The sequence below is a fragment of the Rhodoferax sp. SPJ21 genome, from assembly GCF_058216335.1.
In genome coordinates this window covers 373,675-387,734 of sequence record NZ_JBYZMO010000002.1, presented here as the reverse complement: position 1 = coordinate 387,734, position 14,060 = coordinate 373,675, and the positions used below count along the sequence as shown (strand labels likewise).

Annotated in this window: 11 protein-coding genes; 6 read left to right on the top strand and 5 right to left on the bottom strand. The window is 63.1% G+C overall.

Features of this window, described 5'->3' with window-relative positions; all coding sequences use genetic code 11:
* Window positions 1-44: 44 nt before the first annotated feature.
* The 4 genes from AC4BBN_RS09625 to AC4BBN_RS09610 are packed head-to-tail and all read right to left on the bottom strand — an operon-like array spanning window position 45 to window position 4,731.
* A complete protein-coding gene (locus AC4BBN_RS09625) occupies window positions 45-1,412 on the bottom strand; it encodes an aldehyde dehydrogenase family protein (RefSeq protein WP_490591769.1) in 1,368 nt (455 codons plus the stop codon).
* The gene (locus AC4BBN_RS09620) at window positions 1,409-2,212 is read right to left on the bottom strand and encodes a gamma-glutamyl-gamma-aminobutyrate hydrolase family protein (protein WP_490591768.1); all 804 of its coding nucleotides are present in this window, start codon (window positions 2,210-2,212) and stop codon (window positions 1,409-1,411) included. The genes AC4BBN_RS09625 and AC4BBN_RS09620 overlap by 4 nt, the downstream gene beginning before the upstream one ends.
* Entirely contained in the window at window positions 2,212-3,345 is a 1,134-nt protein-coding gene (locus tag AC4BBN_RS09615) for an iron-containing alcohol dehydrogenase (protein WP_490591767.1), read from the bottom strand. The genes AC4BBN_RS09620 and AC4BBN_RS09615 overlap by 1 nt, the downstream gene beginning before the upstream one ends.
* Before the next feature lie 3 nt (window positions 3,346-3,348).
* A complete protein-coding gene (locus AC4BBN_RS09610; protein ID WP_490591766.1) occupies window positions 3,349-4,731 on the bottom strand; it encodes a glutamine synthetase family protein in 1,383 nt (460 codons plus the stop codon).
* A gap of 284 nt (window positions 4,732-5,015) precedes the next feature.
* Here AC4BBN_RS09610 and AC4BBN_RS09605 point away from each other — a divergent pair, with 284 nt between their 5' ends.
* Both AC4BBN_RS09605 and AC4BBN_RS09600 read left to right on the top strand, forming a co-directional pair.
* Entirely contained in the window at window positions 5,016-6,494 is a 1,479-nt protein-coding gene (locus AC4BBN_RS09605; RefSeq protein WP_490591765.1) for an amino acid permease, read from the top strand.
* An 84-nt stretch (window positions 6,495-6,578) separates the two neighbouring features.
* Window positions 6,579-7,337 carry a phosphonate utilization associated transcriptional regulator gene (locus tag AC4BBN_RS09600; RefSeq protein WP_490591764.1) on the top strand — a complete coding sequence of 253 codons (759 nt, stop codon included), beginning with the start codon at window positions 6,579-6,581 and terminating at the stop codon, window positions 7,335-7,337.
* On the opposite strand, the gene AC4BBN_RS09595 is transcribed toward AC4BBN_RS09600, so the two are convergent.
* The gene (locus tag AC4BBN_RS09595) at window positions 7,269-8,720 is read right to left on the bottom strand and encodes a tetratricopeptide repeat protein (RefSeq protein ID WP_490591763.1); all 1,452 of its coding nucleotides are present in this window, start codon (window positions 8,718-8,720) and stop codon (window positions 7,269-7,271) included. The genes AC4BBN_RS09600 and AC4BBN_RS09595 overlap by 69 nt on opposite strands.
* 114 nt (window positions 8,721-8,834) lie before the next feature.
* Between AC4BBN_RS09595 and AC4BBN_RS09590 the strand changes: the two genes are divergently transcribed.
* The 4 genes from AC4BBN_RS09590 (at window position 8,835) to AC4BBN_RS09575 (ending at window position 13,784) form a co-directional block, all read left to right on the top strand.
* Window positions 8,835-9,449: a 3'-5' exonuclease gene (locus tag AC4BBN_RS09590; protein ID WP_490591762.1), complete on the top strand. Its 615-nt coding sequence runs from the start codon at window positions 8,835-8,837 to the stop codon at window positions 9,447-9,449.
* 228 nt (window positions 9,450-9,677) lie between these two features.
* On the top strand, window positions 9,678-10,196 hold the full coding sequence (locus AC4BBN_RS09585; RefSeq protein ID WP_490591761.1) for a PadR family transcriptional regulator: 519 nt from the start codon (window positions 9,678-9,680) through the stop codon (window positions 10,194-10,196).
* The gene (locus AC4BBN_RS09580) at window positions 10,197-11,015 is read left to right on the top strand and encodes a siderophore-interacting protein (RefSeq protein WP_490591760.1); all 819 of its coding nucleotides are present in this window, start codon (window positions 10,197-10,199) and stop codon (window positions 11,013-11,015) included.
* 153 nt (window positions 11,016-11,168) lie between these two features.
* Window positions 11,169-13,784, top strand: coding sequence for a sensor domain-containing protein (locus AC4BBN_RS09575; RefSeq protein WP_490591759.1), 2,616 nt, complete (start codon window positions 11,169-11,171; stop codon window positions 13,782-13,784).
* Window positions 13,785-14,060: the final 276 nt, after the last annotated feature.

The window sequence follows — 14,060 nt, the reverse complement described above, 5'->3', positions numbered from 1 at the left end:
GCACAGGTATTAGCTGCGCTGGAGGCTTATTTCATCTACATGATTCAAACCTGGCGCAGATGCCAGGCCTTGGGCCGGGTGAAGGTTTGTATGCCGTAGGTGGACAGGGTCAGGCCTACGCCCGAATCGCCGTGGCCGCTCCAGGGCAGGCGCGGGCTGACGCGGTCGCAGCAATTCCAGTAGACGCTGCCGGCGTTCACCTGGGCCAGCACGGCACGGGCGCGTTGCTCGTTGGGGGTGAAGACACCGGCGGTCAGGCCGTAACGGGTGTCGTTCATCAAGGCCACGGCCTCAGCGTCGCTGGCCACCTTCTGGATGCCGATGATGGGGCCGAAGCTTTCCTCGCGCATCACGTCCATGCTGTGGTCCACGCCCACCAGCACCGTGGGCGCGTAGCTATTGCCGGGCAGGCGCTGGCCACCGGTCAGCAGGGTAGCGCCCTTGGCGACAGCGTCAGCGACCTGGGCGTCCAGCACGTCCAGCTGCTGCGCGCGGGTGATGGCGCCGATGTAGGTGTCGTCGGCCATGGGCTCGCCCACTTTGAAGCCGTGCACGGTGTCCACAAAGGCCGCCACAAAGGCGTCAAAAATTTGGGCGTGCACATAGATGCGCTCCACCGAGCAGCAGCTTTGGCCGGTGTTGTACATGGCACCATCGGCCAGCGATGCGGCGGCGTTGTGCACCTGGGCGTCGTCGCAGACATAGGTCGGGTCCTTGCCGCCCAGCTCCAGCTGCAGCTTGACCATGCGCGGCCCCAGGGCCTGGGCGATCTTGACGCCGGTGGCGTACGAGCCGGTGAAGAACAGACCGTCGATACGCTGCGCCTGCAGAGCTGCGCCCACGGCAGCACCGCCCACCAGGGCGATCAGCACATCCGTGGGTACGCCGGCCGCATGCAGCAGACGCACAATATTCAAGCCGGTCAGCGTGGCGTATTCAGACGGCTTGTAGAGCACGGCATTGCCGGTCAGCAGGGCCGGCAGGATGACGTTGCAGCCCACAAACCAGGGGTAGTTCCAGGCGGAGATGTTCGCCACCACACCCAGCGGGATGTGCTGTATTTGCTCGGTCATGCCGCCCTCGGCGAACACGGTTTGGGTGGCGGTACTGGCGTCCACCTCGGCCAGGAAGAAGTCGATGCGGCCCAGCAGGCCGTTCAGCTCGTTGCGCGACATGGCGATGGGCTTGCCGGTCTCGCTGGTCATGGTGGCGGCCAGGGCTTCGAGCTCGGCCACCACGGCAGCGCGAAAGCGCAGCACGCAGGCCTTGCGCATCTCCAAGGGCGCGGCCGCCCACACAGGCCGGGCGGCGCGCGCGGCCAGGGCTTTGGCGGCGACCGAGGCCGCGTCGTCGGCCGGCACTTCGGCAATCTTGGCGCCGCTGGCGGGGTTGTGGATGGCGAGGGTGGTCATGGCGTGTCCTTGGCAAGCTTTACGACGTGTGCTGCGGCTAAAAAGTCGGTGAGCAAAGGGGTGTCGTCCAGCGTGCCCAGGGCCGGCTGGTGGAATTCAGGGTGCCATTGCACGGCTGCCACATAGGCAGGGCCGGTGCTGCGGATGGCTTCGATCACGCCGTCTTCGGGGCTGCGCGCTTCCACCACAAAGCCGGGCGCCAGGTCTTTGATGCCCTGGTGGTGTATGCTATTTATTTTATAGCTGCTACCGCCCGGCAATAGTGCGCTGAGCCGTGTTTCTGGAACGATTTGCAGCGGGTGAAAATGCTGGTCGTAGGCATCGGCATCGCGGTGCGCCACGGCCTCGGGGCGCTGTGTGGCGATGTCCTGGTACAGCGTGCCGCCAAAGGCCACGTTGATGAGCTGCAGGCCACGGCACACGCCAAACACCGGCTTGCCGGCCGCCACAAAGGCCTTCACCAAGGCCTGCTCGTATTCGTCGCGGATGCGGTCACCGCTCCAGCGTTCCTGCAGCGGAGTTTCGCCGTAGCTGCCGGGCCACACGTCGGCGCCGCCGTGCAGCACCAGGCCGTCCAGCCACTGCGCGTAGTCGTCAAAGTGCACCTCGCCACGCGCGGTGTCGCCCACAGGCGAGGGCACCATCACCGGCAACGCGCCGCCGGACATGATCCAGTGCGCCATGGACTGCTCGACGTACTGCAGCGTCTTTTTGGCAAAGGCCGCGCGGGCAGGGTCGGGGTGTAGAAAGCAGGCGCTGATGCCGATCTTCAAGCGCTCGGGTCGGGTGGGGTTGGACATTACATCGCCGCCTTGAAAAGCATTTCGAAATCCTCCGCTGTGCAGGGACGCGGATTGGTATGGTGGCAGATGTCGGCGGTGGCGATTTCCACCAGGCGCGGCAGGTGCTCGTGGCGCACGCCGTGGTCGGCCAGGCGGCCGGTAATGCCAATGGAGTGCTTGAGTTCGCGCAGCCAGGCCACAAAGGCCTTGCCACCACCCGGCACCTGGCAGACGTGGGCCAGCTCGTCGAACTTGAGCGGCACCACCGCCTGGTTCCAGACCAGCACGGTGTCAATCATCAGCGCGTTCGCCAGGCCGTGGTGCAGGTCGCACACGGCGCCCAACGCATGTGCACAGGAGTGCACCGCACCCAGGTCTTTCTGGAAGGCGATGGCGCCCATCATCGAGGCCATCATCATGTCGGACCGGGCCTGCAGATTGCTGGGCTCGTGTACTGCCGTGCGCAGGGCGGCGGCGGCAATGCGCGTGCCCTCCAAAGCAATGCCATCGCACAGCGGGTGGTAGGCCGGCGAGAGATAGCTTTCGATGTTGTGGGTGAGGGCATCCATGCCTGTCGCGGCAGTCACATGGGCCGGCAGGCCGAGCGTGAGTTCTGGGTCGGCAAACACGACCTTGGCCAGAATTTTGGGGCTGAAGATCACGCGTTTGAGGTGGGTGTCGTTCTCGCTCACCACGCTGGAGCGACCGACCTCGGACCCCGTGCCCGAAGTGGTGGGCAGGGCTACAAAATACGGCAGCGGCTGGTCGATGGGGCGCACCTGCGGGTGGTCCCACACGTATTCCAGAATATCGCCCGGGTGGGTGGCTGCAATGCCCACCACCTTGGCCACATCCAGTGCGGCGCCGCCGCCAAAGCCGATCACGCAATCGGCGTTGTGGTCCTTGAAGGCCACGGCCCCGTCCATCACCTGGCTGCAGGTCGGGTTGCCGTGCACACCGCTGTACAAGCCCACCACCAGACCATCCAGGTGGCTGACGAACTCGGCCATCACCGGCAGGGAAGCCAGGGCCCGATCGGTCACGATCAGGGGCCGCTGCAGGCCCTGGTCCAGCAGATGCTGGGCCACGAGCTTGCGCGCGCCAGCACCAAATTTGATGGGCGTGGGAAAGGCAAAATTGGTAATGGTCATGGTTCAAATGATCTCAAAGTAACGTTTCAGTTCCCAGTCGGTGACGGCGTCCAGCCATTGGCGCCATTCCCATTCACGGGTGGCGGCGAAGTGGTCGACAAAGGTGTCGCCCAACCAATCGCGCGCGATAGCCGACTGCTGGAACACGCGGGTGGTTTCGATCAAGGTGCGCGGTGCGCGGGCAATGTGCTCGGCGCCGCCATTGGTGCCGGTGATGGGCGGGGCTGTGAGCTTCAAACCCTTTTCGACGCCGTCCAGCCCGGCGGCTATGACGGCGGCCATGGCCAGGTAGGGGTTCACGTCGGCACCCGGGCAACGGGTTTCCAGCCGGGTCGCCTTGGGGCTGCCGGCAATCACGCGGAAGCTGGCGGTGCGGTTGTCCATGCCCCAGGTGGGTTTGGTCGGTGCCCAGAAGCCATCTACCAGGCGCTTGTAGCTGTTGATGGTGGGCCAGATCATGGGGCCGAAATCCACCATGCAGGCCACCTGGCCGGCGAGATAGCTTTCAAACAGCTTGCTCATCTTGCGCGGCTGCTTGGCGTCGTAGAACAGATTGTTCTTGCCATCGCTTAGGCTTTGGTGGATGTGCCCGCTGCAACCCGGCAGGTTCGCGTGCGGCTTGGCCATGAAGCTGGGCATGATGCCGTAGCGGGCGCCAATTTCTTTCACACCGGTCTTGAACAGAATGGCCCGGTCGGCCTGGGCCAGGGCTTCGCTGAAACCGATGGCCACTTCAAACACGCCGGGGCCGGTCTCGGTGTGCAGGCCCTCGATGGGCACGCCGAAGGCCAGCATGTCGTCCATGATGGCGTTGAAGAAATCTCGGTTCTGGTTCATGCGCAGCAGTGAATAGCCGAACATGCCAGGCGTCAGCTTGGTGGCGCCGACGCCGTTTTTTTCGGCCCAGCTGTGCGGCGTTTCCAGAAAGTTGAACCACTCGAACTCCATGCCGGTCATGACCTGCAGGCCCATCTTCTCGGCGCGCTTGAGCACGCGCTTCAAGGTCTGGCGCGGGCACAGCGGGTGCGGCGTGCCGTCGGCAAGCACAAACTCACCCAGGAAAAAAGGCACCTGCTTGTCCCAAGGCACATGGCGCGCCGTGCCCAGGTCCAGCCGGGCCAGCGCATCGGGAAAACCGTGCTGCCAGCCGGTGACGGTGGTGTTGTCGTAGCAGCTGTCCATCATGTCCCAGCCCAGCACCACGTCGCAAAAGCCGAAACCGCCAGCCGGGTAAGGCTCGGCCGCGCCTAGGAACTTGTCGATGTGCAGATATTTGCCGCGCAGCACGCCGTCGATGTCGCTGACGGCGACCTTGACCTTGGCCGCGCCAGATTGCTGGAGGGCCGCCAGGGCAGGGTGCTGGGCAGGTGTTTTCTTGGATGCCATGTTGTCTCTCACCGTTTTGTATTCCAAGTCCATGGCGCACCAACTTGGGCCGCTACGCCTTGCTTCTTGTATGTGTGTTTCAGGGCTGGGACATTGAAACGCTTCGCACCCAGCTTGTCAATTGCTCTACTGTAGATTGTTAACAATCTGCAAATTTTGCTTGCACGACGGAAGGATCGCGGTTACACCCGCAGGGCAATTTCCATGGTCCAAAACCCTGCGGAAGCATCAGGCATGGGATGTGCATATGTTCATTTTCCATTCATCCTATTCAGGAGTACTTGATGACACTTTCTGCGAACACGTCAGGCGCAGCCGCCGACGACGCCAGCGTGCTGCAAAGCATGGGCTACAAACAAGAGCTGTCGCGCAGCATGAAGCCGTTTTCGAACTTTGCGATCTCGTTCTCCATCATCTGCATCTTGTCGGGCGGCATCAACTCGCTGTCACAGGGTATCTCTGGCGTGGGCGGCGCGGCCATCGGCATCGGCTGGTTGATCGGTAGCGCCATCAGCCTGGTGTTTGCTCTGGGCATGGCGCAGATCGGCTCGGCCTTTCCCACTGCCGGCGGCCTGTACCACTGGAGCTCGATCCTGGGCGGGCGGGGCTGGGGCTGGCTGACGGCTTGGCTGAACCTGCTGGGCCTGGTGACAGTGCTGGGTGCCATCAATGTGGGCACGTTTTATTTCTTCATCGGTGCATTTGGCACCAGCTTGGGGTGGGAAGCCAATTTCCAAACCCAGGCAGCCTTCGTCATCGGCATCACCGTGCTGCAGGCCCTGGCCAACCATTTCGGCATCAAGCTCACAGCCTTTTTGACCGACATTAGCGGCTACCTGATCTTCGCCACCGCCATTGGCCTGACCGTGGCGCTGCTGGTGTACGCACCCAGTTTCGATCTGTCGCGCCTGGTGACCTTCAAGAACTACAGCGGTGACGTCGGTGGCGGCGTGTGGCCTGAAACCAAGAGCATGTGGCTGCTGTTCGGCCTGGGTTTACTGCTGCCGATCTACACCATCACAGGGTTTGATGCTTCGGCCCACACCGCCGAAGAAACGGTCAATGCATCCAGTGCCGTACCCAAAGGCATCGTCACTTCGGTGCTGTATTCATCTCTGTTTGGCTACCTGATGCTGTGCGCCTTCGTGATCGCCATTCCTGACATGGACAAGGCCGCTGCTACGGGTGGCAATGTGTTTTTTGCCACCATGGACGCCGTGCTGCCGGCCGGTCTGAAGGCTGTGTTGTACTGGGCCATTACTGCCTCGCAATTCCTGTGCGGGCTGGCCACCGTGACCTCGGCTTCGCGCATGATCTTCGCGTTTGCCCGCGACGGCGGCTTGCCCGCATCGGGCGCGCTGAAGAAGGTGCACGCCACGCTGAAGTCCCCCGTGGCCGCGATCTGGACGGCCTGCGTCATAGCCGTGCTGTTCACGCTGTACACCCCGGCCTACACCACCATCGTATCGGTCACCGTGATCTTCATCTTCATCTCTTACGGCCTGCCAATTGCCTTGGGTGGCCTGGCCTATGGCGGCCGCTGGAACAAGATGGGCCCCTGGGACATGGGACCTTTATTCCGTCTGGTGGCCCTGCTGGTGACGCTGTCGGCAGTGTTGATCTTGTTCCTGGGTGTACAGCCCCCGAACGACGCCGCCTTGCAGATCACGCTGGCCTTTTTGGTGCTGACAGCCGTGGTCTGGTTTGGCTTTGAGCGCCGACGCTTCAAGGGCCCACCGGTCACCACCATGGGCAAGAAATAAAGCGTTGTTGTATCGCCCCAGAACCGCTTGGATTCTGGGGCTTTTTGCCAAGTTATTTATACAAACTGTGCTCCAATTCGGAGCATGTCTGCTGCACCCCATCCCACCATCGCCCTCCTCCAAAGCAGCTCGCTGACGAGTGTGGTGCAACAGGAAATAGAGCGCGCCATCCTGGTCGGCGAATACGGCCCCGGCACCAAGCTGATCGAGGCCACGCTGGCCCTGAAGCTGGGTGTATCCCGGGGCCCGGTACGCGAAGCCTTTCGCATGCTGGAAGAGGGCGGCCTGCTGCGCTTCGAGAAGAACCGGGGCGTGTTTGTACGCGACATTCCCACCGACGAAGCGGTAGAAATTTTTGACCTGCGCGCCTCGCTGGACGAGCTGGTGGGGCGCCAACTGGCCACCCACATCACAGCTGCCCAACTGAAAGAAATCAAGGGTCTGGTGACGGAGATGGAGCGCCAGGTCAAGGCCCAGGACGCCTACAACTACCACCTGCTGAACCTGAAGTTCCACGACCGGCTGGTGGAGCTGGCAGGCAACCGCAAGCTGACAGAAATCTACCGCAAGCTGATCAAGGAGCTGTCGCTGTTTCGGCGCCTGAACCTGGCCGACAGCTGGCTGATGCCCATCACCGCCAACGAGCACCGCCCCATCGTCGCCGCGATTGCCTCGGGCGACCCCGACGCCGCCGGACGCGCCATGTTCGACCACGCCATGGACAGCAAAAACCGCACCATTGCCAACGAGCTCAGCCGCAACAGCGCAAGCAAGCTAAGCGTGGCGAAGCCCCCCATTTCCAGCGCCCCCGCCACCACCAGCCCCCGCCGCAAACGCGTGTAAGGCGGCCGCCAGCGCATCCACCACCGGCGCCCAGCCGCCACCTGCGGGCTGGCGAAACAGACGCATCACACCCGGGTACCAAGGCGTGTCGCTGCGCTCGGCCAGCCATCGCCAGTCGGTCAGGTAGTCGGGCAGCATCACCCAGCACGGCACCGCCAGCGCACCGGCCAGGTGGGCTACGCCGGTATCAACCGAGATCAACAAATCCAGCTGCGCCAAGATAGCAGCGGTATCGGCAAAGTCGCGTATCTGCGGCCCCAGGGCGTGCACGGCCATGCCTGGGGGTGGATGCGCGGCCTCGTCCTCTCCCGCGCCTTTTTGCAGACTGATGAAGGAAACGCCAGGCACGGCGGCCAGCGGCAGAAGGGTGGTCAAGCTGGCCAGAGAGCGCTCGGCATCGTTCTCAAAGCTGCTGCTGCCCTTCCACACCAGGCCCACGCGCAGGTCGCCCACCGGCACCTGGGCCAGGGCCGGGTGGCGCGCCCATTCGGCCAGCAGGGCCGGCTCGGCATGCAGATAGGGCAGGGGAGCCGGCACGCTATCCACCCGGGTCTGGCACAGCGATGGCAGGCTCATCAAAGGCGTCCAGCAGTCCCAGGCCGTATCCGGCAGGTCCTCGTCATAGCCCACCAGCACATCCACGCCTGCCAGGCTGGCAAACAGACGTTTCAGGGGCGGGTGGCAGACCAAGGTGACGTGGCGAGCGCCGCGCGCCTTCAGCTCTGCCACATAGCGGCAGAACTGCAGCATGTCGCCATGGCCAGCCTCGTAAGCCACCAGGATGGACTGGCCCGCCAGCGGCTCGCCGCGCCAACGTGGGCAGTGCATCAGGCGGGCCATGGAGGCATACCAGTCGCGCGACTCGAAATGCGCCCAGCCTTCTTCCCAGCGCCCCTGGCGCAGCAGCAGGTAGGCCAGGTTGAAGCGGGCTTTGGGGTAGCCGGGTTCCAGCAACAGGGCTTCGCGGCAGCATTCTTCGGACTCCACCTCCAGCCCCATGCGGGCGTAAACCACACCCAGGTTGCACCAGATGTGCGGGTCGTCGCGGCGCAGCCGCAGGGCCATGGCGCAGGCGGCTTCGGCCTCGTCCAGCTGGCGCAGCAGTATCAGCACACCTGCCAGGTTCACATAGCTATCGACCAAAGTGGGGTTGTGTGCAATCGACTGGCGGTAACAGTCAGCAGCCTCGGGCCACGCATGCCGCAACTCCAGCGCCAGACCCAGGTTGGCATGGGCCTCGGCCAGGGTAGGGGCCAGTTGCACAGCGGCGCGCAATGCGGCTTCGGCACCAACCAAGTCGCCTTGCTGCAGGCGCTGCGTGCCGTCAAAGAAAAGCGCCTCGGCGCTGGCAGGTGCGCCCGGCACCGGGTTCAGAACGTCCATGGCTGTGCATGGTACGCCTCAGCCCATGCGACAAGGGAAACAGACTGCGAGAAGCCCAGCCACAAGTTGTTTTTGACGAGCCAGCCCCTTCGCGCTGGCTAGAATCGCGCCCCTATGACCCGCCTGGCTGTGATCGACTTTGAAACCACCGGCATCTCGCCCGCCCAAGGCGACCGCGCCACCGAAGTGGCTATCGTGCTGCTGGAGCAGGGCCGAGTGGTGGACCGTTACCAGAGTCTGATGAATGCCGGCGTGCGCATCCCGGCGTTCATCACCCAGCTGACCGGCATCAGCAACGCCATGCTGGCCGACGCACCGACCGCGGCCCAGGCCATGGCAGAGGCCAGCCGCTTCGTCGGCAATGTTCCCCTGGTGGCGCACAACGCGGCCTTCGACCGCAAGTTCTGGCAGGCCGAGCTGGCGCGCATCGACCTGCCCGCCGAACAGCCCTTTGTTTGCACCCTGCTACTGGCACGCCGCCTGTACCCGCAGGCGCCTAGCCACAAGCTGGGCAGCCTGGTGGACTTCCACCGCTTGCCGCGCACCGGCCAGGCCCACCGCGCCTTGGCCGATGCCGAAATGGCCGCCCACCTGCTAGGCCAGATCCAGCACGACCTGCGCCAGCGCTGGGGCATCGCCCAGCCACATAGCGCACTGCTGATGGATTTGCAGCGCTGCACCAAGGCCGCGCTTGGCAAACGCCTGGCGCAGCTGGCTAGCGCCTGCTAGACCACTGGTGCCTGGGGCAGCTGCTGCACACCGGCTTGTCCGGTCTTATATAAAAAATAGGCCTGCAGCGCAGGATTTACCTACGCCAGCAGCTACAAAAATCATAGTGACTATCCACAAACCAAGCCTGTAATACCCCTGGGCGTTATCAGGGTTTCTCTGTTTTAGACTTACTTTCGATCTAATTTAGATATATCGTAATAGCATCTAAACTACATCGGAAACACTATGCGACCTTTCGAAGAAGGGCTGGAACGCGGCGGCCGTGGTGGCGGTCGCCACGGCAGCGGCGGTCGGATATTTGGCCATGGCGGCCTGCGCCTGGTACTGCTGCAGCTGATTGCCGACAAGCCGCGCCACGGCTACGAGCTGATCAAGGAGATCGGCGACCGCCTGGGCGGCAGCTACAGCCCCAGCCCCGGCGTGATCTACCCCACGCTGACCCTGCTGGAAGAAATGGGCTACACCACCATGGCCGAGAACGGCGGTGGCCGCAAGCTCTACAGCATCACTGAGGCCGGCCAAACCTACCTGGCCGAAAACCGCGCCCTCGCCGACGCCATGCTGGCGCGCATGCAAGACACCGGCAGCCCGCCCACCGGCCGGCCACCGCAAGTCGTGCGAGCGCTGGAAAACTTCAAGATGGCAGTGCGCCTGCGCCTTGCCGGCACCGAGCTGACCGAAGAACAAGCCCACGCCTTCGCACAGGTGCTGGACCAAGCCGCACAAAACCTGGAACGTATCTAAATGGAAACCACCACCCCCAACCGTACTCCGCAACGCGTGCGCCATGAGTTGCACTTTCGCCTGCTGGACGTGGTCGCCACCCAGCGCCTTAGCCCGCACATGGTGCGCATCACCCTAGGCGGCCCAGACCTGCAAGGCTTCAACAGCCCGGGCTTTGACGACCATGTGAAGCTCTTCTTCCCCGACCCGGTCAGCGGCGAACTGGTGCGGCCCAGCAGCCCGCCGGGCTCCGGTGCGCCGCAGGACGGCCCCCGGCCCACCATGCGCGACTACACACCACGCCGCTTTGACACCGAAGCCCTGACTCTGGAAATCGACTTTGCCCTGCACGACGCCGGCCCCGCCACCACCTGGGCCCTCCAGGCACAGGTGGGGCAGCGCATAGGCGTGGCCGGCCCGCGCGGCTCCTTCATCCTGCCCACCGACTTTGATGGCCACCTGCTGATCGGTGACGACACCGCCCTGCCGGCGATTGCACGCCGCCTGGCCGAGCTGCCCGCTGGCGCCCCTACCCTGGTACTGGCCGAGGTGGATGGCCCCGCCGACGAGCTGCCCATGGACAGCGCGGCCGATGTCACCACGGTCTGGGTCCACCGTCTGGGCCGTCCGCATGGCCAACCCAACCTGCTGCTGGACCGCCTGAAGGACCTGGCCCTGCCCGCCGGCGATATCTATGCCTGGGTGGCCTGTGAAACCCATGCCGCCAAGGCCCTGCGCAGCCATTTGGTCGATACGCGCGGCGTCCGCCCGGAATGGATCAAAGCCGCAGGCTACTGGCGCCAGGGTACGGCCGACAGCCACGAAAACATCGAAGGCTGAAGCAACATAGACAGGACACGCACAGCCTGTGGTGACACAGGCTGTTCCGTGAGAACATACAGCTCCAGCGCGGAGCCTTTGTGTGGCGCCGTGCCTACCCTCCTGTAGAAATGGACCATGGCAGAGACGTCGACACAAGCGCCCCCTGACACGATGCAGCCCCTTCCACCGCTGGAAGACCTGCAGCGCATGGAGACTCCAGCTGCCGAACTGCAACAGCTACAGGCTTCAGAGCGGCAGTACCGCACGCTGTTTGAACACAACCCCTTGCCGATGTGGGTAACGGACAAGGCCCAGCACACCATCCTGGAGGTGAACCAGGCCGCCGTCGCCCACTACGGCTACAGCAGGGCCGAATTCCTGGCTATGGACCTGTACACGCTACAGGCTGAGGCACTGCCAGACCAAGAACACATCCACGCCGTGCCGCGCAAGCACCGCAAAAAAGATGGGCAGACCATCGATGTCGAGGTGTCTTGCGACAGCCTGCTGTTTAACGGCCGACATGCCCGAATGGTGCTGGCCCACGACGTCAGCCAACATGTGCAGGCCAAAAAAGACCTGGCCCGACTCAGCCGCGCCCATAGCATGATCAGTGCCTGCAACGAAGCTCTGGTGCGGGCCACCTCCGAGCTGACTTTGCTGCACGAGATCTGCCAGATTGCCGTGGAGATCGGCGGCTACCGCATGGCATGGGTAGGATTTGCCCAGGACAATATTGAAAAATCCATTCTCATCGTGGCCCATGCCGGCGCGATCTCTGAGCACTTCACCATATGGCCCATGTCCTGGTCGGCCGACTCACCCTATGGTCAAGGCCCGGCGGGCCGCGCCCTGCGCTCAGGCGAAACCATCATCGTGCCGGACATCCGCAAAGAAGCAATCTTCAAGAGCTGGCTAAATGAATCCTGGGTAGACGACTTGCGCTCTGTAGCCAGCCTGCCGCTGCGCTACAACGACAACACGCTGGGGCTTTTCTACCTGTATGCCAACACCACCGTAGACATAGGCGCAGAAGAAGTCCCGCTGCTCAAGCAGCTGGCGAATGACATCGCGTTCGGCATAGACCATGTGCGTGCGCAGGAAAGTAAGCGCCTGTCCGACGCCCGTATCCACCACCAGGCAACCCTGCTGGACCAGGCGCAGGATGCCATCGTTGTCCGTGGCATGGACCGCAGCGTGCTGTATGCCAATAAAAGTGCCGAACGGCTCTACGGCTGGACGGCCAAAGAGGTCATAGGCCACGTACTGGTGGACCGCGTGTTCCGCAACCCGGAGGCCGTCAAAGCGGCCCAGCAGGCCGTGATGCGCGACGGCGAATGGCGAGGCGAACTCACGATCCACCGCAAGGACGAAACGGAAATAGAAGCCGAGACGCGCTGGACGCTGATCACCGACGTGGACAACCAGCCCCATTCCATACTTTCTATCAGCACCGACATCTCCCAGCGCAAGGCGACCGAGCGCGAAATCCAGAAGCTGGCTTTTTACGACCCGCTGACCCAGCTACCCAACCGCCAGCTGCTGATAGACCGGTTGCAGCACGCCCTGGCCACCAGTGCCCGCAACGGGCAGGGCGGCGCGCTGCTGTTCATCGACCTGGACCACTTCAAAACGCTAAACGACACCCTGGGCCACGACAAAGGCGATCTGCTGCTGCAACAAGTGGCCCTGAGGTTGTCTGCCTGCGTGCGCGATATGGACACCGTGGCACGCCTGGGTGGCGATGAGTTCGTGGTCATGCTTGAAGACCTGGGCGACAACCCGCAAAGCATCGGAGAGCAGGCCCGGCGCATCGGCGAAAAAATCTTGCAGGCCCTGAGCCAGCCCTACCAACTGGAAGGGCATGAGCACCAAAGCACCTCCAGCATCGGCATCGCCCCTTTCAGCCACGCGCCGAATAGCGTGGGCGAGTTGCTCAAGCAGGCTGACATCGCCATGTACCAAGCCAAGGCCGCCGGGCGCAATACGCTGGGGTTTTTCGACCCCCAGCTGCAAGCAGCGGTCAGCGAAAGAGCCTCACTGGAAGCCGACCTGCGCGTCACCATTGCACAAGACGCGCTGCGCCTGCATTACCAGACCCAGCACAACGCCCAGGGGGTTATGACCGGCGTGGAGGCCCTGGCCCGCTGGCAACACCCGCTGCGCGGCATGGTGTCACCCGCCACCTTCATCCCGTTGGCAGAGGAAACCGGCCTGATCCTGGAGCTGGGCCGCCAGGTGCTGCAACAGGCCTGTGCTCTGCAAGCCACCTGGCAGGGCAACACCGCCACCCGGCACCTGACCATGGCCGTCAACGTCAGCTCGCGCCAATTCAAGCACGTAGGCTTTGTACAGCAGGTGCTCGACACCCTGGCCCAGACCGGCGCCAACCCGGCCCAGTTAAAGCTGGAGCTGACCGAGAGCCTGCTGGCCGAGGACATCGAGCAGATCATTTCCAAAATGGAAGCCCTGCGCGCCCATGGCGTAGGCTTTTCACTGGACGACTTCGGCACAGGCTATTCCTCGCTGTCCTACCTCAAGCGCCTGCCACTGGATCTGCTGAAGATCGACCAGTCCTTTGTGCGCGATGTCATGACCGACCCGAACGACGCCACCATCGCCCGCACCATCATCGGCCTGGGCCAAAGCCTGGGCTTGAATGTGATTGCCGAGGGCGTAGAAACCGCTGAGCAGCGCAACTTCTTGGTTCAGCACGGTTGCCTGGCCTTCCAGGGCTATCTGTTTGGCCGACCCATGCCTGCAGAACAGCTGCAGTTTTATAAATAAAAACAGGCTCCAGCGTAGGTATTTACTGCGCGAGTAGCTATCAAAAATATAGTATTTGCGTGCAGACGCCCGGGGCCGGACTTTGTCCTGACTCTTCTTCTATATCTTTAATTTAAAGAATAGTAGTAGTAGTAAGCACCCCGGTGGTCTGTGGATAAGCCTCATTTCCCTTTGCCAGACAGGCACTTAGCCCATGTGGACGGCTGTGCGTGACCCTGCTTTGGGTTTGCTTCGCCAACAGGGATAAGTTGGAGCAGCGCGGCCAGCCTGTGGATA

Bases quoted from the DNA above. Each gene is read 5' to 3' on its own strand.
- AC4BBN_RS09615 (WP_490591767.1), bottom strand. From the start codon at position 3,345: ATGACCATTACCAATTTTGCCTTTCCCACGCCCATCAAATTTGGTGCT.
- AC4BBN_RS09605 (WP_490591765.1), top strand. From the start codon at position 5,016: ATGACACTTTCTGCGAACACGTCAGGCGCAGCCGCCGACGACGCCAGC.
- AC4BBN_RS09575 (WP_490591759.1), top strand. From the start codon at position 11,169: ATGCAGCCCCTTCCACCGCTGGAAGACCTGCAGCGCATGGAGACTCCA.
- AC4BBN_RS09580 (WP_490591760.1), top strand. From the start codon at position 10,197: ATGGAAACCACCACCCCCAACCGTACTCCGCAACGCGTGCGCCATGAG.
- AC4BBN_RS09590 (WP_490591762.1), top strand. From the start codon at position 8,835: ATGACCCGCCTGGCTGTGATCGACTTTGAAACCACCGGCATCTCGCCC.
- AC4BBN_RS09620 (WP_490591768.1), bottom strand. From the start codon at position 2,212: ATGTCCAACCCCACCCGACCCGAGCGCTTGAAGATCGGCATCAGCGCC.
- AC4BBN_RS09595 (WP_490591763.1), bottom strand. From the start codon at position 8,720: ATGGACGTTCTGAACCCGGTGCCGGGCGCACCTGCCAGCGCCGAGGCG.
- AC4BBN_RS09600 (WP_490591764.1), top strand. From the start codon at position 6,579: ATGTCTGCTGCACCCCATCCCACCATCGCCCTCCTCCAAAGCAGCTCG.
- AC4BBN_RS09585 (WP_490591761.1), top strand. From the start codon at position 9,678: ATGCGACCTTTCGAAGAAGGGCTGGAACGCGGCGGCCGTGGTGGCGGT.
- AC4BBN_RS09610 (WP_490591766.1), bottom strand. From the start codon at position 4,731: ATGGCATCCAAGAAAACACCTGCCCAGCACCCTGCCCTGGCGGCCCTC.
- AC4BBN_RS09625 (WP_490591769.1), bottom strand. From the start codon at position 1,412: ATGACCACCCTCGCCATCCACAACCCCGCCAGCGGCGCCAAGATTGCC.